Raw genomic sequence first — 19,750 nt, 5'->3', positions numbered from 1 at the left:
CGCCCGACGGCCCCGATCCCGTTGACCAGCACGCGCTGCCCGGCCGTCACCGCCGCGTGCTCGACGACGGCCTGCCAGGCGGTGAGCCCGGCGATCGGCAGGGCGGCGGCGTCCTCGAGGGCGACCCCGGCCGGGACGCGGACCAGCACGTCGGCTGGGGCGAGCGCGTAGTCGACCGCGGCTCCGCCGTCGAGCCGGCCGGCCACCCGGTCACCGACGGCCGGCACGCGGACAGCCGGGCCGGCGGCCACCACGGTCCCGGCCACATCCAGACCCATCGTGTACGGCAGGACGACCGGAACGACGGCCCGCAGCAGGCCCTGCCGTAGTCCGGCCTCGGACGGGTTGAAGCTGGTCGCGGCCACCCGCAGCAGCACCTCACCGGGTCCGGGTGCGGGCAGGTCGGTCCGGTCGTCGCGGATCACGTCGGGTCCCCCGTACGCATGCATGCGCATCGCTCTCATGCCACTCACCGTAAGCAGCCTGCTCAGGACGATGAATGCTTGATGGTCCTGGTTTTATGTGCGAGCGTCTCGCTCATGGATGTGCTGAGCGACGTGCTCGCGGTGTTGCGGACCGGCCGTGCCCGGTCCGCGCAGGTGGTGTGGCACGCGCCGTGGGCGCAGGAGTTCGCGGCCGTGCCCGGCGCGGCCGGCTTCCACGTGGTGCTGCGCGGCTCGTGCCGGCTGCTGCGGCCCGGCGCGCAGCCGCTGACGCTCGCCGCGGGCGACATCGTGTTCCGGCCGCACGGCGACGGGCACGTGCTGGCCGACTCGCCGGGCACGCGGCCGGTCACCCCGGCCTGCGACCCGGCCGAGATGGGTGACCTGCCGGCGTACGCGAGTGTCGGCTCACCCGGCACCGGGGAGGCGACGGTGACGCTGTGCGGCGCCTACGAGCTGGACGCCGGCCTGGTCCACCCGCTGATCCGGGACCTGCCCGACCTGATCCACGTCCCGGCGCAGTGGGGCCGGCACCCGCACCTGCGCGCCACCGTCGACCTGCTCGCCGCCGAGCTGACCGAGCCGGGGCCCGGCGCCGAGGCGCTGGTCCCGGCGCTGCTCGACACCATGCTGGTCTACCTGCTGCGCACCTCGCTGACCGGCGAACACCCGACCGGGTGGGCCGCCGCGCTGGCCGACCCGGTGACCGGCGCCGCGCTGCGGGCCATCCACCGGGAGCCGGGCCGGCCGTGGACGGTGGCCGCGCTCGCCGCCGAGGGCGGGCTGTCGCGGGCGCCGTTCGCCCGCCGGTTCGCCGACCTGCTCGGTCAGCCGCCGATGAGCTATCTGACCTGGTGGCGGCTGACCGTGGCGGCCGGGCTGCTGCGGCGCACCGACACCACGCTCGGCGCGATCGCCGGCCAGGTGGGGTACGCGTCGGAGTTCGCCTTCGCGGCGGCGTTCAAGCGCCGCTTCGGGGTGGCGCCGGGCCGCTACCGCCGTCAGCTCGCGGCGTGACGCACCGCCACGATCCCCGGCAGGTGCGCCACCTCGGCGTCCAGCGCCGGGAACACTCCCGGGCTGGACATCTCGATCTCCCAGAAGTACGGCACCCGCATCCCGGAGTCCCCGGTGAGCCGGCCGCCGCCGCAGTAGGCGTCCCGGTACTCCGCGTCGGTCGGGTCGTAGTGGAACGACCAGCCCCGGGTGCCCCACACCCGGCCGATCGCCGCCTCCGCGAGGTTGCGCTGCTCGGCGGTGGCGTCCTGAGCGACGTAGACCCGGGCCACCCGGCTGTGTTCCACACTCGACGCCGGCGGGTCCGCGGGCGGTCCGACCGGTGTGCAGGAGGCGATCGCCGCGGAGTTCCAGCCGGTCGCGGCGACCACGCCGGCGAGCACCACCACGGCCGGGATCACCGCGCGCAGCCGGGCCGCGGCCAGTGCCAGCAGCGCCAGGCCGGCGATCACCACGCCCGCCTCGCCGGTGAGCACCCGCAGGCCGAGCCAGACCACCTCGTCGCCGGGGCGCTCCGGATCCCACGACCAGAGGCCGCCGAGCAGCGCCGCGAACAGCGTCAGCAGCACGGTCATCCAGGCCATCGCGCCGGCCGCGGCGCTGCGGAACTCGTGGCCCTCGCTGCGGCGGCTCGCCCAGCCGGTGAGCAGCCACCCGGCCAGCGCGCCGATCAGTCCCCCGGCCACCGCGACGACCGTCAGCCACCCCGGCGCCGACCGGGAGAGGGTGAAGCTGGCGGCGCCGTCCGAGTCGTACCAGGCGCGGCCCTCCCAGTGGACGGCGCTGAACTCCAGCACCAGCCCGTCGGTCGTCGCCCAGAAGCCGGCCTCCGCGCTGACCGGTTCGCTCGACCGGTCCTCCTCGACGGTGAGCGCACCCCGGATGTCCCAGCCGGCCGCGGCCAGCCGGTCCCGGGCGCCCTCCGCGTAGGCCCGCACGTCCTGGGTGGCGCCGGTGTGGTCGACCCAGTAGTCGGCGTACCCGAACTCGGTGGTCTCCCCGTCGGCGCTCGGCACGAACGGCTCCGCGTCGCCGCCGCCCCAGACGTGCAGCCCGGGGAAGACGGTCGCCTTCAGCTCGTCCGCAACCGGCAGGCTCGGCGCGAACTCCCAGCCCAGCCGGGCCGCGCCCGCCGCGCCGAGCAGCCCGGAAGCCAGCGAGACCAGGGCGGCGAGGACCACGATCGCGGTGCCTGCCGGGCGCCCCAGCCGCGCCCGCAGGCCGAAGCGCACCAGATTGACGGCCTCGCGCCAGGTCGGCCGGGCCCGGTCCGGCGGGGCGCATTCGAGCAGCGTGCCGAGCATCTCCGCACGCCGCGGCCCGGGCGGGTAGCAGCGCAGCAGCCACCGATAGCGCCGTGCCAGCCGCGCGGTCACGACGACACCGGCCCGAGGCCGAACCGCCGGCGCGCGGCCAGTTGGGCGGTGGCGGCGTCCACGCTCGCCCGCAGGCGTTCGGTCTCGGCGTCCAGCGCCGACGCCCCCTCGCTGGTGAGCCGGTAGTAGCGTCGCGGTCGCCCGTCCACGACCTCCTCCCGGTCCGCTTCGACGAGGCCGAGCGCGGCCAGCCGGTCCAGCGCGGCGTAGAGGGTGCCTGCCTGCAGGGTGACCCGGCCGTCGGACAGGCGGGTGACCTCTTGGATCACCCCGTAGCCGTGCCGGGGTTCGGGAGCTAGAGCGGTGAGGATCCAGAAGGTGGGCTCACGCATGGATGCGACCATGGCCGCCAATATAAAGATGATCTGACTATAAGGTCAAACCCCGATTCGGTACGCCCTCAGCGCGCTCCCCTGCCTACCGCTACCCAACCGCTCAGCCCAGCGGCCGATCCGGGGCTGCGGTCCAGGACCCAATGCCGCCCTGCAGCGGCCTGCGTGCACCCGCTGTCGCAGGTGGGGACATCTGTGGGCCTATGGCGTCTGCCGGAGTCCGTGCTCGACGATGTTCCGCGCGCAAGGGCACCGCGTCGATCGTGCGGCCTTCGCTGCACACCGGCTGACGGTCCGCGCTGCCTCAACGGCTCCACCACAGCACTACACGACAGCCCACCACACCAGCCGACCACCAGCGCCGCCCCAACCCCGCCACCACAGCACTACACGACAGCCCACCACACGAGCTGACCACCAGCGCCGCCCCAACCCCGCCACAACAGCACTACACGACAGCCCACCACACGAGCTGACCACCAGCGCCGCCCGAACAGCACTGCTCGACAGCGCGCGTCTCCGGTGGGCGCAAATCGGCACGACCTCCGCAACATGGTCAGCGGTCGGCGGTGCGCTCGGGCTCCCGGCGAAGAGGAGCTGCTGGTTGCCGTCCCCTCGTAGCGTGGATGACGGCCGGCCGAGGAGGGCTGATGACCGAAGTGGAGTCGAAGCAGCTTCGCCGGACCATCGTGCGGGCGGCACTGCCCCTCATGGCGGAGCTCCACTCGCTGACCACGGCACAGATCGCCGCCGCGGCCGGGGTCGGTGAAGCCGATCTTCTGGCTGTCTTCGCCGATCGGGAGGCGGTCGAGCAGGCGTGCTTCGCGTCGCTCGTGGACGACGTGGGCGCTGCCGTCGACTCCGCCGAGGAACTGCGGAGAGTCGCGGAAATCCGCGCGGATCAGCCGCTCGCGGCGCGCCTCGCCGAGGTGATCGACATCATCGACGCCTACTACCGCCGGGTCCGTCGCAATCTCGCCGACCTGTATGCCGGATTCGGCACGGCGGAAGCGCACCGGTCCGGCCGTCAGGAGGATCTCGGTTCGTTCGGCGGAGTGCCCGAGTTCCGGCAAGCCGTCGCGAGGTTGCTGGAGCCGCACGCGCCACAGCTGCGCTTTCCCGCTGACGCCCTCGCGGAGGCCTTCATCGCCCTGATCGTCAGCAGGGCGCGGCCCGACCGGTCCCCGCTTCCGGCCACACAGATCGTCGACCTCTTCCTGCGCGGCGCCCTGGACGCCCGCACTCCGGGTCTCCGCCGGCCTCAGCGGCCGTGATAGACGACACCGTCGAGGCTCGGGTCGGCGAAGGCCGCCGCATTCGTGAGGTGCCCGTCGTACGGGCCGACCTTGGTCACCGTGGCACCGTCCCGGAAGACGATCTGCAGGCCGTGCTCGGGTTCCCAGTCGCAGTTGCACTCGACCGAGACGTAGACGTGCCGGTCGCCGTGGGAATCCCGGCTGACGACGGGTTCCTGCCCCGGCCGGACGTGGTCGAGGACGTCGTGCGGCCCGTCGATCTCGACGCGGCCGTCGTCGGACACCTGCTCCGTCACGTCGCGGTAGTAGGCGTAGATCGCGGGAGCGGCGGCCTCCAGCGCTGACCGGTCCAGCGCGAGAAACCGGCGGATCGCCGCGTGGAAGTCCTCCGGGGCATCGTCGTCGTCATAGCCGTCGAGGACGATGCGGCAGCGCGCCGCCCCGAGCACCTCGACGGTCGTCGGCGGACCGTAGTGCCAACCGAGGTCGTCGTCCTTCTCGAAGGTGCCGAGTCCCGGGATCTCCATGCCGCGACCGTAACCGACCGGCTGTAGTGGCTGAGCGGCGCGCTGTCAGAGCTCCGGCGTGTTGTCCGCCTCGCGCAGCTGTGCGACGACGTGCTGCTGCAACGCCTCCTGGTAGGTGCGGGCGAACCGCCCCAGCCGGTCGATCTCGTCCAGCATGTCGGCGCGGCCGGTGGCCAGCTCCTCCATCGCCTTGGCGTGGTTGCGCTGGGCGTCGCCCTCGATCGTGGTGGCGCGCAGCCGGGCGTCGCTGACCATCTGGTCGGCCTGCTCGTTCGCGCCGGCCAGCACGTCGCCGGACTCACGCTCGGCGTCGCGCAGGTATTCGTCGGCGGTGCGCTGGGCCATCATCAGCACCCGCTCGTCGCCGCCGGTGGGGGCGGGCGCCGGGGGTGGCTGGCGGCGGGCGTTCTCGAGCTCGGCCTGCAGGCTGCGGGCGTGCTGCTCGGCCCGGTCGCGGGCGGCGACGAGCCGGTCCAGCTGGGCGGCGAGGCCGGCCATCTCGTTGTCGAGGACGACGGTCGAGGACGGGTCGGCGCCGCGCCGGAGCTCGTCCTTGAGGGCCGCGTTGTCCTCCAGGAGGCGGATCATCTCCTGCTCGGCTTCGTCGAGGAAGGCGTCCACCTCCTCCTCGCCGTAGCCTCGTTTGCCCATCGGGGGCTTCTTGAAGGCCACGTTGTGGATGTCTGCGGGCGTCAGCGGCATCCTGCTCCTCGATTCGTCGGATCAGAGGACGAGCCTACGCGGTCCGCGCCATCACCCGATGTGCCCGAGCAGTGTGCGGACCGCCCCGGCGGGCGGCACGCGCGGCCCGGACCAGATGGCCCGCAGCTCACGCCGCAGGTAGAGGCCGGCGACGGGAATCTCCCGCAGTCGCCCGGTGCGCAGGTCGTCACCGGCGGCAAGGCGGCTCACCACCGCGGGGGCCGCGCCGGCGAGGACGGCGGCGCGCACCGCGGCGGCGGTGGAGAGTTCCAGGGCCGGCGGCACCTGTGCCAGGTCGCCGAGCGCGGCGGTGAGCGAGTCGCGCGTGCCGGATCCGGACTCGCGGGTGACCAGCGGCGTTCCGGCCAGTTCGGCCGCGGTCACCCCGGTCCGGCGGCGGGTCCACGGGTGGCCGGGCGGCACGACCACGACCAGGTCGTCGTGGCCGACCACCCGGCTGCGCAGGCCCGCCGGAACGGTCGGTCCCTCGATGAACCCGAGGTCGGCGGCCCCGTCGCGCACCTGCTCGACGGCGTGGTCGCTGTTGGTGGCGGTGAGCACGACCCGGATCGGCGTCTCACCCCGCCGGGCCGCGTCGGCGTGCAGGCTGACCAGCCACCCGGGCAGCAGGTGCTCGGCGACGGTGAGGCTGGCGCTGACCCGCAGCGTGCTGCGACTGTCGTCCCGCAGCGCGGCGAGCCCCGCGTCGACCTCGGCGGCTAGCCGCAGCAGCCGGTCGGCCCACTGGGCGACCACCGCGCCCTGCTCGGTGAGCCGGGTGCCGCGCGGCGTGCGGGAGGCGAGCCGTACCCCGGTGCGGGTCTCCAGGGCGGCGAGCCGTGCGGAGACCGCCTGCTGGGTGAGGCCGGCCTCGCGGCCGGCAGCGCTGAGGCTGCCGGTCCGCGCCACCGCGAGCAGGATCTCCAGGGCGGGCAGGTCCGGCATGCGCGGGCTCAGGGTCACAACCGGTCATGGTACGGGGCCACAAACGCTCTTTGTGACACCACAACAGCGGCCCCGCTACCGGGTGCGGGCCGCGAGCAAGATCGTGGAACGGTGAGCAGACACCTGGCCCCCAACTGGTTCACCGCCGTCATGGGCACCGGCATCGTCGCGACCGCAGCGGTGTCCCTGCCGGTCTCCGGCCTGCGCCCGTTCGCCACCGCGTTCTGGCTGCTCGCCGCCACCCTGCTGGCCGTTCTCGGGACCGCGCTGGTGCGCCAGTGGCGCCATCACCCGCGGATCGCCCGCGCGCATCTGGCCGACCCGGTGATGGCCGGCTTCTACGGCGCTCTGGCGATGGCCCTGCTGACTGTCGGCACCGGCGCGCTGCTGCTCGGGCCGGACGGCTTCGGGGTGGCCGTCGCCTGGGTGCTGTGGACCGCCGGCACGGTGTGCGGGCTCGTCACCACGGTCGCCGTGCCGTACCTGCGGTTCACCCGGCCGGGCAGCGACCGGCCGGCGCCGACCTGGCTGATCCCGGTGGTGCCGCCGATGGTCTCAGCCGCGGGCGGCGCCCTGCTGGTCCCGCACACCCCGGCCGGCGAGCCGCGGCTGGCGCTGCTGCTCGCCTGCTACGCGATGTTCGGGATCAGCCTGATCGCGGCGCTCGTGCTGATCACGCAGATCTGGCAGGAGCTCACCACCGGCACGGCCGGCCCGAACCGCGCGGTGCCCACGCTGTGGATCGTGCTCGGCCCACTCGGCCAGGCGGTCACCGCTGCCAACCTGCTCGGTGCCGCGGCCACCCATGCCCTTCCCGCGCCCCACGCCGGCGCCCTGGCTGCTTTCGGGGTGGTGCTCGGCGTACCTCTCTGGGGTTTCGCTCTGCTCTGGGCCTGCCTGGCGGCGGCCGTGACGTGGCGTGCCGTGCGCGCCCACCTGCCGTTCTCGCCGGCCTGGTGGTCGTTCACCTTCCCAGTGGGCACCTGCGTGACCGGCACGTCGGCTCTGGCCGCGCAGACCGGCTCGGCGACGCTACGGGTCCTGGCGGTGGCCCTGTACGCCGTGCTGGTCACCGCCTGGTCGATCGTCGCCGCCCGCTCGCTGGCCGCGCTGTGCCGGCACCGCGCATCGGAGATAGACGTTCTTGACTCCCGACGTGTGAGCGTTAACACTCTGGAAACGTGAGATCCCTGCTGGCGCTCATCGCCGTCCTGCCCATGCTCACCGCAGCCGCCCCCGCCGACGGCCCCCTGCTCTGGTACAAACTCGACGAGACCGCCGGAACCGTCGCGGCCGACTCCTCCGGCCACGGCCGCGACGGCACCGTGCACGGCACGGCCGGCTGGTCCGGTGCGCAAGGACTGGGCTTCAACGGCACGGACACCTACGTGCGGGTGCCCGACGACGTCCTCGAGGGCCTCGACGAGGTCAGCGTGGCCTTCGACGTCCGGATCGACCCGGCGCAGGCGACCCCGTACTTCCTCTACGGCTTCGGCAACACCGACCCGGCCACCGGGCACGGCAACGGCTACCTGTTCGCCACCGGCACCAGCTTCCGCACGTCGATCTCGCTCAGCAACTGGACCGGCGAGCAGAACACCCGCCCGGCCGACGGGCACAACCTCGGCCGCGGCATGTGGAAGCACGTCACCTACACGCAGAGCGGCACCACCGGCACGCTCTACGAGGACGGTGTGCCGGTCGCCACGAACGAGAACGTCAGCATCCGGCCGAGCGCCATCGGCGGCGGCGCCACCAGCGCGAACTACCTGGGCCGTTCGCTCTACGCCGGCGACCGGTACTTCCAGGGCCGGATGCGCGACGTGCGGGTCTACGACCGGGCGATCACCGCCGGCGAGGTGGCCGCGCTGGCCGCGCCGTCGAACGCCGAGGCGGTCGCGGCCGACACCGCAGCCCTCGACCTCGGCGACACCAGCGGCCTCACCGCCGACCTGACACTGCCGAGGACGGTCGCGAACGGCACCACGATCACCTGGGCCAGCAGCGATCCCACGGTCGTCACCGCCACCGGCCGGATCACCCGGCCGGCGCAGGGCGAGCCGGACGCGCCAGCCACCCTCACCGCGACCGTCCAACGCGGTGCGGCCACCGGCACCAGGAGCTTCCCGATTTCCGTACGGGCGCAGGCAAGCGATGCGGAGAACGCCGAAGCCGCGGCGCGAGCCCTCGTCGTGCACAACCTCGGCGACGTACGCGGAAACCTCACGCTCCCGGCCACCGCGACCTGGCGGTCCAGCGACCCGGAGATCATCTCGCCCACCGGGGTGGTGCACCGGCCGGCGAGCGGCACCCGGCAGGTCGTGCTGACCGCGACCGTGACCTCCGGCAGCGCCACGGCCACCCGCGAGTTCACCGCGACCGTGCCACCGCTGCCGAAGAAGGAGCCCTACGCCGGTTACCTGTTCAGCTACTTCACCGGTGAGGGCTACCGCAACGGCGAGCAGGTCTACCACGCGCTGAGCGACGGCAACGACCCGCTGCGCTGGCGCGAGGTGAACGACGGGCAGCCGGTGCTGACCTCCACGAAGGGCACCACCGGCCTGCGCGACCCGTTCATCATCCGCTCGCCGGAGGGCGACAGGTTCTACCAGATCGCCACCGACCTCAAGATCCACGGCAACGGGGACTGGGACGCCGCGCAGCGCACCGGCAGCAAGTCGATCATGGTGTGGGAGTCGACCGACCTGGTCACCTGGACCGACCAGCGCCTGGTGCAGGTCTCCCCGGAGACCGCCGGCAACACCTGGGCGCCGGAAGCCTTCTACTCGCGCAACCTCGGCGCCTACGTGGTCTTCTGGGCCTCGAAGCTCTATGCCGCCGACGACCCTGGCCACACCGGCAGCTCCTACAACCGGATGATGTACGCGACCACCCGCGACTTCCACACGTTCAGCGAGCCGAAGGTGTGGAAGGACCCCGGCTACTCGGTGATCGACTCGACGATCATCGAGCACGACGGCGTCTACCACCGGATCACCAAGGACGAGCGGAACAACTCGTCCAGCTCGCCGTGCAGCAAGTTCCTGATCCAGGAGAAGGCCACCGACCTGCTCGACCCGGAGTGGGACTTCGTGGCCGAGTGCATCGGCTCCGGCGCGCTCAGCCGGGGCGAGGGACCGCTGGTCTTCAAGTCGAACACCGAGGAGAAGTGGTACCTGTTCATCGACGAGTACGGCGGCCGCGGCTACGTGCCGTTCTCCACCACCGACCTGAACTCCGGCGTCTGGACCCCGGAGACGTCGTACAGCCTGCCGTCGCGGCCCCGGCACGGCACGGTCCTGCCGGTCACGGCGGCCGAGCACGAGCGGATCTCGGCCCGCTACGAGCAGCCACCGCCCGCGCCGGGCCTGCGGCTGCGCTACCAGTTCGACGAAGGCTCGGGGACGGTCGCGAAGGACTCGTCGGGCAACGGGTTCGACGGCGCCTATCAGCGGACCCCGGCGTGGGGCACCGGGGTCGAGGGCGGCTCGTTCACGATGGCCGGTGGGGCGAACTCGCCGTACGTGACCATTCCGAACGGCGTGCTCCAGGGCGCTTCGGAGGTGACCGTCTCGCTCTGGGCCCGGTGGAGCGCCTCCACCACCGCCAACCAGTGGATCTACGGGCTCGGGCCGGACAGCACGAAATACCTTTTCACGAGCCCGCGCAACGGCGGCGGGGTGCTCTTCTCGGCGATCACCACGGGCAGCTGGCAGGCCGAGTCGAAACTGCCGCACACCACCGCCCTGCCCGGCGGCAGCTGGCAGCACCTGGCGGTCACGGTGCAGGGCGACACCGCGGTCATGTATCTCAACGGGGTGCGGGTGGCGACCGCGACCGGGGTGAGCGTGAAGCCGTCCGAGCTGTACGACGCGTCCAAGCCGTACAGCGGTTACGTGGGGCGGTCGCTGTACGCGGCGGACCCGAACTTCGCCGGTGAGGTGGACGACTTCCGGATCTACAACACCGCCCTGTCCGCCGGCGAGATCCTGACCCTGGCCGGGAAGTCGGCCGGGGTCGCCGGGGTGGCCCTGCCGCAGCTGAAGGTCGACGCGATCGTCGACGACGCCACGTCCACGATCAGGCTGCCGGTGCGCCCCGGCACCGCCCTGACGTCACTGGCCCCGGCGTTCACCCTGGCCGAGGGCGCGACGATCAGCCCGGCCTCCGGCACGGCGCGGGACTTCAGCGCGCCGGTCACGTACGAGATCACCGGAGCCGACGGCCGGAAGCGGACCTGGACCGTCGCCGCTCTGGTGATGCGAAGCCCGGTCCTGCCGGGCCTGTATGCCGACCCGAACATCACGGTCTTCGGCGACACCTTCTGGATGTACGCCACCACCGACGGATTCCCCGGCTGGTCCGGCACCAAGTTCCAGGCGTTCTCCTCGAAGGACCTGGTCAACTGGACCGACCACGGGGTGATCCTCGACCTGGGACCGGACGTCTCGTGGGCGGACGACAGCGCCTGGGCGCCGGCGATCGCGTCACGCAACGGCAGGTACTACTTCTACTTCAGCGGTGGCGGCCCCACCGGCGGGAAACACCTCGGGGTGGCGGTCGCCGACTCCCCCGCCGGGCCGTTCACCGACGCCCTCGGGAAACCGCTGGTCCCGGCCGGCACGTACAGCGGGCAGATGATCGACCCGGCGGTCTTCACCGACGACGACGGGAAGTCCTACCTGTACTGGGGCAACGGGAGCTCGTACCAGGTGCCGCTCGGCGACGACATGGTGTCGTTCGACCCGGCGCAGGTGCGCACCTACCAGCCGGCCGGCTACAACGAGGGCAGCTTCGTGATCAAGCGGGGCGGCACCTACTACCTCATGTGGTCGGAGAACGACACCCGCAGCCCGGACTACCGGGTGGCGTACGCGACCGGCGCTTCCCCGCTCGGCCCGTGGAGCGAGCGGGCCGGCGTGATCCTGCAGAAGGACCCGTCCCTCGGCATCCTCGGCACCGGGCACCACTCGGTGGTGCGGGTTCCGGGCAGCGACGACTGGTACACCGCCTACCACCGCTTCGCCATACCCGGCGGCGACGGCACGCACCGCGAGACCACCATCGACCGGCTGCGGTTCCGCGCCGACGGCTCCCTGGAGCCGGTCGTGCCGACCCTGGAGAGCGTCGACCCGGTCACCGTCGCCTCCGCCGGGGCGGACGTGTCCGGCGGCGAGGGCGCGGCGATCGCGCTCACCGGCGCGGTGTCCAACGCGGCCAACCGGGCGACGTGGACCTATCGGTCCAGTGACGGGGTGGACGCCGGTGCGGCCTGCGTCTTCGCCGACCCGCACGATCCGGGCACCACGGTGACCTGCACGGACGACGGCGACTACACGGTCACGCTGACCGCCGGCGGCAGCAGCGACAGCGCGACCGTCACGGTGGGCAACGCCGAGCCGGTCGCCACCGTACCGGGCGGGCGGCCCGCGCCGAACGCGCCGATCGCCACCCGCACGCCGGTCACCCTCACCGTGCCGGTGCGTGACGCGGGCGGCAACGACGCGCTGACCTGCGCCGCGGAGTGGGGCGACGGCAGCACGGCGGCGGGCACGATCGCCGCCGGCACGTGCACGGTCCGGCACGCCTATCCGGCGGCCGGGGCCTTCCGGCCCCGCGTCACGGTCACCGACGACGACGGCGCGAGCCGGCAGATCACCATGCCGTACGTGGTGACGTACGTGCCGAGCAGCGGGCAGGTGGCCGGGGCCGGATGGTCCGGGACGGCGGACTTCGCGTTCACCGCCCGGGCCGGAGCGACCGGGGGCAGCACCTGGCTGCGGGCGCCCGGGCTGGAGTTCGTCTCGACCAGCCAGGGTCCGGCGCTGGCCGGGCTGACCACGGCGGTCTACACCGGCACCGGCACGGTCGACGGGACCGCCGGCTACCGGTTCGCGGTCACCGTCACCGACCTGCGCGGCGGCGACCGGATCGACGTGACCGTCTGGCACGCCCGTACCGGAAAGGTCGTCTACGACCTGGCCCGGACGCTGCCGGCCCGCCTCGACGGCGGCGGGATCGTCGTGACCCCACGCCTGAGGGCCGGCATCCGGTGAGCCCGGGCGTCACGGCTGCGGCCCCCTACCGCAGCCGTGGCGCCCGCCCGGTGGTTCAGTGCCGGAAGCTGCCGACGATGTCGGTGAGATCGGTGGCCAGGCGGGTGAGGTCGTCCGCGGCCTGCTGCGTGGTGCGCGCGCCCTCGGCGGTCGCGGCCGCCACGTCGGCGACACCCGAGACGGTCTGGGCGACGTCACCGCTGTTGCCGGCCGCCTCCGCCACCGACCGGCTCATCTCGGCCGTGGTCGCGGTCTGCTCCTCGACCGCCGAGGCGATCGTGGTCGTGTAGTCGCCGATGCTGCCGATCACCTCGGTGATCTCCTCGATCGCCGCGGCCGCCGCCGTGCTGGAGTTCTGGATCGCGCCGATCCGGGCGGTGATCTCCTCGGTGGCCTTGGCGGTCTGCTGGGCCAGCTCCTTCACCTCACCGGCGACCACCGCGAACCCCTTGCCCAGCTCGCCCGCGCGGGCCGCCTCGATCGTGGCGTTGAGGGCGAGCAGGTTGGTCTGCTCCGCGATGCTGGTGATCAGCTTGACCACCTCGCCGATCTCGGCGCTCGCCGTACCCAGCTCGGCGACCTGCGCGTTGGTGCGGTTGGCGACACCCATCGCCCGCTGGGCGACCTGGGCGGCCTGGCCCGCGTTCGAGGCGATCTCGGTGATCGAGGCGCTCATCTCGTCGGCGCCGGCGGCGATCGCCTGCACGCCGGCGTTGACCACCTCGGTGGCCCGGGTCGCCGTGCCGGCCTTCTCCGCCACGTCGCCGGCGCCGGCCTGCAGCTGGGCGCTGACCACCGACAGCTCCTCGGCGGCCGCGGCCAGGCTCACCGCGGTCTGCGACATCCGGCCCCCGATGATCTCGCGCAGCCGGGCAGTGGTGGAGTCCAGGGCGGTGGCGAGCTCACCCACCTCGTCATGGGTTCGCATGCCCGCGGTGACGGTCAGGTCACCCTGTTCGACCTGGCGCAGCGTCCCGACCACCCGGGACAGTCGGGCGCTGATCGACCGGGCGGCAACGTACCCGACGGCCAGGGCGAGGAGCACACCGAGAACGATGAAGACGATCAGGAGTGTGCGAGCGGACTGGTAGGTCGACTCGGCATCGTGCGCGGCCTGCTCGGCCTGCGCCGACTCCATCTGGCCCAGGGCGGTCAGCGCCTCGCTGACCCGGTCGAAGGACTCGTCGTACGTGGTGTTGGCGATCTTGCCGGCCTCCGCCGTCCGGCCGGCGCGGCTCAACGGCAGCACCTGCTCGTTGGCGAGCTTGCGCATCTCGGCGAGCGCGGTCTCGAACTCGTCGCGCGCGGCCGCCTTCTCACTGGTCGCCTCGCGGGCGGAGTAGCGGGCCCAGGCGGCGTCCACCTGGTCACGGAAGCTGGTGATCCCCTGGTCCATCTCGGCCATCGCCGCCGCGTCGGTGCTGATCACGTGCCGCAGGATCGTCCCGCGAACCTCGTTGACGTAGCCGTCGACCTCGGCCAGCTCGGTGGACGGAACCAGGTTGCGTTCGAAGATGCCGCCGCCCTTCTCGTCGACCGCGGCGAGCTGGGAGATGCCGACGATGCCGGCCACCACCGCGGCCAGCACGGCGACCAGCACCCCCGACAAGACCTTGCCGAGCACCGGCAGGTCACCCCACAGGTTGCGGCCGGACCGCGCACCGGTTTCGTCAGTCACCGCTGGACTCCTTCAGCGTCCTGGACGCGCATAGCACCTAGAGGACCAGCGAATACCATCGAAGCGCACGATGTAACCGAAAAGCGCAAATCGCCAGGATTCCGCGCTAGCCGGACCGTCCGGTCCCGAAACCCGGCAGCATCCGCTCGGTCAGCACCCGCCCGGTCGCCAGCTGCGCCTCCGCCCGGCGGCGCCGCTCGGCCACCACCGCGGCCAGCAGGAACCACGGCTGCGTGCCGGGTGGCGGGGGCGGCGTCACCCGGGCGTACACCTCGGCGGCGAGCTCGTCACGCAGCCGGCTCAGGGCCGGCTCGCGGAACCCGGGCGCGCGGGACAGGAACTGGCGGGCCGCCAGGGCCAGGTCGTCGCCGACCCCGGACAGGTCGGCCACCGACGCCCAGCCGGCCAGCGCCGCCGGCATCATCGGGGCGGGCACCCACGGCGCCGGCCGGCGGACGTGCACCACCAGGGTGCCGGCGGCCAGATCACCGAGCCGGCGGCCCCGGTCCGACGACAGCATCGTGCCCAGGCTGACCACCCAGGTGAGCGGCAGCAACAGCAGGCCCGGCCACTCGACGGCCAGTCCCACCAGGGCCCGGGTGAACGCGTGCCGCATCCGGATCGGGCCGCCGTCCTCACGGATCACCCGCAACCCGACGATCGCCTTGCCCAGGCTGCGGCCATTCGTGAGCGTCTCCACCACCGTCGGGTAGCCGAGCACCGTCACGATCAGCAGCACCCGCAGCGCGGTGTCGAGCAGCGCGTCGTCGACCAGGTCACCGGGCAGCACCGACAGGCTGATCAGGGCCAGGATGAACAGCACGAAACCCACGCCGGCCTGCGCGGCGATGTCGAAGATCAGCGCCAGGGCCCGGGCGCCGAGCCGGGCCGGGCGCAGATCGAGCTCGACCGCCTCGGCGTTGACCAGCGTTGCGTTCACCCGGACAGTGAACACGATGCCCGCCGCCGCGGCGCCAGCGGCTACGCTCACGCCCGTGGATCTCGACGCGTACGTGCTGGAACGCGCCGGCGAGTGGGAGCGGATGGAACAGCTCGCGAGCCGGCGGCGGCTGACCGCGGCCGAGGCCGACGAGCTGGTCGTGCTCTACCAACGGGCCACCACCCACCTGTCGGTGATCCGCAGCCGTACCCCCGACCCGGTGGTGGTGGCCGACCTGTCCCGCCGGCTGCTGGCCGGCCGCGCCGCGATCAACCGCGGCGGCCGGCTCTCCTGGCGGCCGGCGCTGCACTTCTTCACCGACCGGTTCCCCGCCGAGCTGTACCGCACCCGCTGGTGGTGGCTCGCCATGTCGGCCGTGCTGACCACCCTGGCCGGCGTGCTGATCTGGTATGTCGCCGCCCACCCCGACGTGGCATCGCTGTTCCTGTCCGAAGCGGACATCACCCGGCTGGTCGAGCGGGACTTCGTCGGCTACTACAGCGAGTACCAGGCGCAGAACTTCGCCGGCCAGGTGTGGACGAACAACGCGCTGCTCACCGCCCAGTGCATCGCCGCCGGCGTCCTGGTGGTCCCGGTCTTCTACCTGCTCGGCGTGAACCTGCTCAACGTGGGCGTCACCGGCGGCGTGATGGTCACCGCCGACGCCGGCGACACCTTCCTGACCTACATCACCCCGCACGGCCTGCTGGAGCTGACCTGCCTGTTCATCGGCGCCGGCGTCGGCCTGCGCATCGGCTGGGCCTGGATCGCCCCCGGCCCGGCCCGCACCCGCCGCGCGGCCCTGGCCGACCGGGCCCGCAGCGGCATGCTGATCGCGGTCGGCATGGTGCCGACGTTGCTGGTCGCCGGCCTGCTGGAGGCGTATGTGACCCCGTCCCCGCTGCCGCCGTCCGTGCGCATCGGCATCGGCGCGCTGGTCTGGCTGCTCTTCCTGGCCTACGCCCTGGTGCTGGGCCGCGGCGCCCAGTCCCGCCGCAAGGCCGACGAGGAGACCGGCTACGAGCTACCCACCGCCTGAGCCTGTCGTTTAACCTTCGACCCCCACCGGCGTCACGGCGAAGCAGCCCTGCGCGTCGTCGGCGGCGCCTACAGCGAGTGCCGGCCGACTCGGCCGGGCGCGAGCATAGGCCGGGCCCTTTGTGCCTTCTCAGCGGCAGTAGAGGACGTCGCGCGCCGGTAGTCTTCCGCGGTGGGGTGGCCGGCAGGACTGCCACCGGACGGATCGGGCACTTGCCGATGTCCGGGTGTGGCGGCGGACCCCGCCTGGGACGGCGCCCGCCGCACGTCACGGCTCGATGCAGAGCGTCACCACTCGAAACCCCACTCGTAGCCCTGCGTCGTTGCGCCGCTATCGGCACTGGCCGCGGCCGGGGTCAGCACCCCGGCCACGGCGAAGGCCAGGGCCAGCACGCCCGCGACAATCACTCGCTTCATTCCGCCTCCCTTCTCAGGTCGATTCACTCAGGTCGGCCCACCTCCAACCGGCCGTGGCGACTGTATCGACGTAAAGAGATGAATCTGCGGCGCAAGATCTCGCGTAACCTCGCAGGAGGCCCAAAAGCGACGCCAGAATTGCTGGTCAGGCCTGCTCTGGGCGGTTACTGCGAGATCTGGAACCGGGCGTGGAACGGGACCTTGACAGTCCGAGCCCTCCCGGCGGGCGCCGAGGCGAAGCGGCCCGGCCAGGACGAGTAGGCCTCCACTCAACCGACAGTCGACGCGACGCCGGATGTCTTCCCCTTCCCACTGTTGACTCCCCCGTCGCCGGCATCCTGCGAGCCCGCCAGCTCCGCATCCGCCGCGATCACGTCTCCGATCAGGCGGGATCACGACCGGTCAACCGAGCGCGACGCACCCCCGGAGACCGACCAGCGCTGGTGTACTCGTGGCGGCAGCGGTATCCGACCCGTCCATTGACCCCATGCCCGAACTACCCGCCACCACAGAGCTCACACTCCGGGAGGCCGGTCAGCGCGTACCCAGCGGACGCTCATCCTGGCTGGATCCTTCTGGCCTAACGCAGACGAGCAAGATCCCGTCGGATGTAGCGCAGGTGCGCCCATTCCTCCTCCAGGATCACGCGAATGCAGTCACCAACGCTGGGACGCCAGTCACCGGCACCCCACGGGTTCTCGCGTTCCTCAGCGAGTAGCTCCGTGGTGGCCGTAGCCAGGAAATCGGCCACCAGCCGCTGTCGCTCGGCACGCACCTCGAGAATCTCCGCGTAAGTCGGCGGGTCCACACGGAAAATCGACACATCGAAGCCCATCTCGTCGGCACCGCTGAAAATCTGGCCGATCTCGTGGAACGGCTGTGGCACCCGCAGGATCGCGCCGCGGAGCCAAGCGTCGGTCGCCAGGATCAGGTGCCGCAGGGTTTGAGCCAAGGACCATTCGTCTTCGACGTGGGCGTCCACCAGGTCCGGCGGCGTGCCCGCCACCGTCGTCTGCCACGCGGATTGCACAGCGACCCAACCCTCGCGCAGTCCCTCGGGCGTCTGTGCCTTCTGCAGTTCCCGTCCCGGGAACTGCCGGTTGAGCTCGGCATCCACAAGCGGCACCACGTCGACCCCGTTGACGAAGAGGCTGCCGAAGAACAGGTCGTGGCTGTCGATGTCGAGTCCGTCCACGTCAACGCCACGCATCGTCACACCGCTGACATCGGAGAACCGCAGGGTGGCGCCCTTGAAACTGGCCTTGACGAAGGTCGCGCCCTCGAACTCCCTCGTGCTGGAATACGTCGTCATCGCTCTATCATCACGGCTGAGGAGAGAGATGCCGGCCCGGGACATGCGGCCCATCCCTGGCGAGTGCCGTGTAACACCGCATAGAGGCATCGCAAGAATGCCCGAATCATGCATTCTCGGCGGCATGCAGGCAAGTGCGTCACCTGCAGTAATAGCGACCATTTAGCAAAATCAGCCGAGCGAACGGCAGACTGACACCGTCGAGGGAGGGTGCGTGGCTGAAGGTCGTCCTTGGTGGCACAACGGAACGGCGCTGTGGTCGATGGCCTTGTCCTCGATGTGCCTTCTCATCTCGCGCTTGCTCGACGACCCGCATGACAACTTCGGCGGCCCAGCTGATCCTTAGCGGGGCGCGGCTGGAGAACACCACCGGGCCCGCCCTGATCGCCGACTACCTGCGCACGGACCAAAGTGTGGTCCTGAACAGCGATTTCACCGCCACTGGGGTGGGCGGCCTAGGCACGCTCCGGCTGGTCGGTGCCCATATCGGCGGCCAGCTCAACTTCGAGAAGGGACGGCTGGAGAACGCCGCCGGGCCCGCCCTGATCTCGGGCGCGCGCGTCGTTGATGACATGTTATTGCACGACGAATTCACCGCCGTCGGGGCCGACGTGAGGGGCATGATTCGGCTGGCTGACACCCGAATCGGCGGCACACTGTTGTTCGCCGCCGGCAGCCTCCGGTCGACCGATCTACCACCCGAAACCCTGGTCACTCTTGACGGTGCCACCTACACCGGAATCCCCAAGCCGGGGTCACACCGCCATTGGCTGTGGCTGATACGCGAGCACACCCCCGACTACGCCACTCAGCCGTACCAACAATTGGCTGCTGTGTACCGTGCTGCCGGCCAAGACCGCGAAGTCCGTGACATCCTGATGGCCCAGCGACGCCATCAAATCGAGCGCCGCGCCATCACCGGCTCGGACCGCATTGGGCCAAAATCACCGAGCGGACCCTCGGCTTCGGCTACCAACCCTGGCGCGCCGTCATTCTGCCGCTCACAGTACTTCTTGTCTCCGTGACCGCCGCGATCGTCGCCGGCCATAACGGTGGCCTGGCCCATACCAGCCACGCCGCCACCCCCGGGACCGCGTGCAGCACCCTGGAGTACATCGGCGTCGGCCTCGACTTGGGCACCCCACTGCTCAAGACCGGCACCCGTGAGCTGTGCGCGCCTACCTCGACCGCCGCCGGACAAGCCATCACCGCCGCCGGCCGGGTCCTGCAAGCCCTCGCCTGGGCCTTCGCCGCGCTTTTCATCGCCGGACTTACCGGCGCCGTCCGAAAGACCTGACCAGAGCAGGCGCAATGCCTGATGGTGGCCCTTCAGCGGGGGTGGCTGGCATACCGGCCGGGCTCGGAACCGTCACGGGCAGGTCGTTTTCCGATTTGATCGCCCTGCTCCTCTTCCTCCACGTGCTGGCCGTCGGCGTCCAGTTCGCTGTTCGCGGGTCGCGCAGCCTCTACTGCAGGTTCGGTGGCCGGTCAAGCGTGAAGGCGGTCGCTGCCAAGCAGTGCGTCGAAGCCCAACATCATCAGATCACGGCAGTCAGGTGAATGCGGCAGTCGATCTGGACTAGCGAGAGGCGCCGCAACCGGGGGCAGGTCCTAACTTGACATCCTCTCCGCCCTAATGGACGGAGATTCCCTCCACGCTGCGCGTGGAGCACGCGGCGTCCGGGTGGGTTACCGCTTCTCTGCGCGCTGC

At 71.8% G+C, this 19,750-nt stretch carries 17 protein-coding genes; 7 read left to right on the top strand and 10 right to left on the bottom strand.

All coding sequences use genetic code 11. The features are described from left to right. Positions 1-464: alcohol dehydrogenase catalytic domain-containing protein (locus AB0F81_RS42580; protein WP_360208125.1), on the bottom strand; the 464-nt coding region annotated here is incomplete at its 3' end. A 75-nt stretch (positions 465-539) separates the two neighbouring features. On the opposite strand from AB0F81_RS42580, the gene AB0F81_RS42575 reads away from it, so the two are divergent. Further along, the gene (locus AB0F81_RS42575; RefSeq protein WP_360208123.1) at positions 540-1,460 is read left to right on the top strand and encodes an AraC family transcriptional regulator; all 921 of its coding nucleotides are present in this window, start codon (positions 540-542) and stop codon (positions 1,458-1,460) included. On the opposite strand, the gene AB0F81_RS42570 is transcribed toward AB0F81_RS42575, so the two are convergent. Together AB0F81_RS42570 and AB0F81_RS42565 are read right to left on the bottom strand one after the other, a co-directional pair. Next, positions 1,445-2,836 (bottom strand): hypothetical protein, encoded by a 1,392-nt coding sequence (locus AB0F81_RS42570; RefSeq protein WP_360208120.1) that lies wholly within the window; start codon positions 2,834-2,836, stop codon positions 1,445-1,447. The genes AB0F81_RS42575 and AB0F81_RS42570 overlap by 16 nt on opposite strands. Beyond that, positions 2,833-3,180, bottom strand: a complete 348-nt coding sequence (locus tag AB0F81_RS42565) for a PadR family transcriptional regulator (RefSeq protein WP_360208118.1) — start codon at positions 3,178-3,180, stop codon at positions 2,833-2,835. Before AB0F81_RS42565 ends, AB0F81_RS42570 begins: the two co-directional genes overlap by 4 nt. Positions 3,181-3,818: 638 nt before the next feature. On the opposite strand from AB0F81_RS42565, the gene AB0F81_RS42560 reads away from it, so the two are divergent. Next, on the top strand, positions 3,819-4,442 hold the full coding sequence (locus tag AB0F81_RS42560) for a TetR/AcrR family transcriptional regulator (protein WP_360208116.1): 624 nt from the start codon (positions 3,819-3,821) through the stop codon (positions 4,440-4,442). Here the strand turns inward: AB0F81_RS42560 and AB0F81_RS42555 are convergent. The 3 genes from AB0F81_RS42555 to AB0F81_RS42545 are packed head-to-tail and all read right to left on the bottom strand — an operon-like array spanning position 4,430 to position 6,616. Further along, the gene (locus AB0F81_RS42555; protein WP_360208113.1) at positions 4,430-4,951 is read right to left on the bottom strand and encodes a hypothetical protein; all 522 of its coding nucleotides are present in this window, start codon (positions 4,949-4,951) and stop codon (positions 4,430-4,432) included. The two genes, AB0F81_RS42560 and AB0F81_RS42555, sit on opposite strands and share 13 nt — an antisense overlap. A 45-nt stretch (positions 4,952-4,996) precedes the next feature. After that, positions 4,997-5,653, bottom strand: coding sequence for a DivIVA domain-containing protein (locus tag AB0F81_RS42550; RefSeq protein WP_360208110.1), 657 nt, complete (start codon positions 5,651-5,653; stop codon positions 4,997-4,999). Between the two features lie 51 nt (positions 5,654-5,704). Next, positions 5,705-6,616: a LysR family transcriptional regulator gene (locus tag AB0F81_RS42545; protein WP_360208108.1), complete on the bottom strand. Its 912-nt coding sequence runs from the start codon at positions 6,614-6,616 to the stop codon at positions 5,705-5,707. Positions 6,617-6,709: 93 nt separating this feature from the next. Here AB0F81_RS42545 and AB0F81_RS42540 point away from each other — a divergent pair, with 93 nt between their 5' ends. Both AB0F81_RS42540 and AB0F81_RS42535 read left to right on the top strand, forming a co-directional pair. Next, positions 6,710-7,783, top strand: coding sequence for a TDT family transporter (locus AB0F81_RS42540; RefSeq protein WP_360208105.1), 1,074 nt, complete (start codon positions 6,710-6,712; stop codon positions 7,781-7,783). Continuing rightward, positions 7,780-12,654 (top strand): family 43 glycosylhydrolase, encoded by a 4,875-nt coding sequence (locus AB0F81_RS42535; protein ID WP_360208102.1) that lies wholly within the window; start codon positions 7,780-7,782, stop codon positions 12,652-12,654. The genes AB0F81_RS42540 and AB0F81_RS42535 overlap by 4 nt, the downstream gene beginning before the upstream one ends. A 55-nt stretch (positions 12,655-12,709) precedes the next feature. On the opposite strand, the gene AB0F81_RS42530 is transcribed toward AB0F81_RS42535, so the two are convergent. Further along, on the bottom strand, positions 12,710-14,332 hold the full coding sequence (locus AB0F81_RS42530; protein WP_360208099.1) for a methyl-accepting chemotaxis protein: 1,623 nt from the start codon (positions 14,330-14,332) through the stop codon (positions 12,710-12,712). A 106-nt stretch (positions 14,333-14,438) separates the two neighbouring features. After that, a complete protein-coding gene (locus AB0F81_RS42525; RefSeq protein WP_360208096.1) occupies positions 14,439-15,272 on the bottom strand; it encodes an RDD family protein in 834 nt (277 codons plus the stop codon). Between the two features lie 55 nt (positions 15,273-15,327). Here AB0F81_RS42525 and AB0F81_RS42520 point away from each other — a divergent pair, with 55 nt between their 5' ends. Continuing rightward, entirely contained in the window at positions 15,328-16,311 is a 984-nt protein-coding gene (locus tag AB0F81_RS42520; RefSeq protein WP_360208093.1) for a stage II sporulation protein M, read from the top strand. Positions 16,312-16,598: 287 nt separating this feature from the next. Here AB0F81_RS42520 and AB0F81_RS42515 read toward each other — a convergent pair whose 3' ends face one another. Together AB0F81_RS42515 and AB0F81_RS42510 are read right to left on the bottom strand one after the other, a co-directional pair. Continuing rightward, positions 16,599-16,727 (bottom strand): hypothetical protein, encoded by a 129-nt coding sequence (locus AB0F81_RS42515; RefSeq protein WP_360208090.1) that lies wholly within the window; start codon positions 16,725-16,727, stop codon positions 16,599-16,601. 580 nt (positions 16,728-17,307) lie between these two features. Beyond that, a complete protein-coding gene (locus tag AB0F81_RS42510; protein ID WP_360208087.1) occupies positions 17,308-18,039 on the bottom strand; it encodes a DinB family protein in 732 nt (243 codons plus the stop codon). Positions 18,040-18,353: 314 nt separating this feature from the next. Between AB0F81_RS42510 and AB0F81_RS42505 the strand changes: the two genes are divergently transcribed. Further along, entirely contained in the window at positions 18,354-19,064 is a 711-nt protein-coding gene (locus AB0F81_RS42505; protein ID WP_360208084.1) for a hypothetical protein, read from the top strand. After that, positions 19,061-19,336 carry a hypothetical protein gene (locus AB0F81_RS42500; RefSeq protein ID WP_360208081.1) on the top strand — a complete coding sequence of 92 codons (276 nt, stop codon included), beginning with the start codon at positions 19,061-19,063 and terminating at the stop codon, positions 19,334-19,336. Before AB0F81_RS42505 ends, AB0F81_RS42500 begins: the two co-directional genes overlap by 4 nt. Positions 19,337-19,750 lie beyond the last annotated feature (414 nt).

The sequence above is a fragment of the Actinoplanes sp. NPDC024001 genome, assembly GCF_040638955.1.
Lineage (GTDB): Bacteria > Actinomycetota > Actinomycetes > Mycobacteriales > Micromonosporaceae > Actinoplanes.
The sequence above is the reverse complement of the archived record's forward strand: the minus strand, read 5'-3'. Positions and strand labels throughout refer to the sequence as shown.

Excerpts from the sequence above, each read along its gene's own strand:
- AB0F81_RS42575 (WP_360208123.1), top strand. The coding sequence starts at position 540 with ATGGATGTGCTGAGCGACGTGCTCGCGGTGTTGCGGACCGGCCGTGCC.
- AB0F81_RS42565 (WP_360208118.1), bottom strand. The coding sequence starts at position 3,180 with ATGGTCGCATCCATGCGTGAGCCCACCTTCTGGATCCTCACCGCTCTA.
- AB0F81_RS42560 (WP_360208116.1), top strand. The coding sequence starts at position 3,819 with ATGACCGAAGTGGAGTCGAAGCAGCTTCGCCGGACCATCGTGCGGGCG.
- AB0F81_RS42555 (WP_360208113.1), bottom strand. The coding sequence starts at position 4,951 with ATGGAGATCCCGGGACTCGGCACCTTCGAGAAGGACGACGACCTCGGT.
- AB0F81_RS42550 (WP_360208110.1), bottom strand. The coding sequence starts at position 5,653 with ATGCCGCTGACGCCCGCAGACATCCACAACGTGGCCTTCAAGAAGCCC.
- AB0F81_RS42515 (WP_360208090.1), bottom strand. The coding sequence starts at position 16,727 with ATGAAGCGAGTGATTGTCGCGGGCGTGCTGGCCCTGGCCTTCGCCGTG.
- AB0F81_RS42510 (WP_360208087.1), bottom strand. The coding sequence starts at position 18,039 with ATGACGACGTATTCCAGCACGAGGGAGTTCGAGGGCGCGACCTTCGTC.
- AB0F81_RS42505 (WP_360208084.1), top strand. The coding sequence starts at position 18,354 with ATGACAACTTCGGCGGCCCAGCTGATCCTTAGCGGGGCGCGGCTGGAG.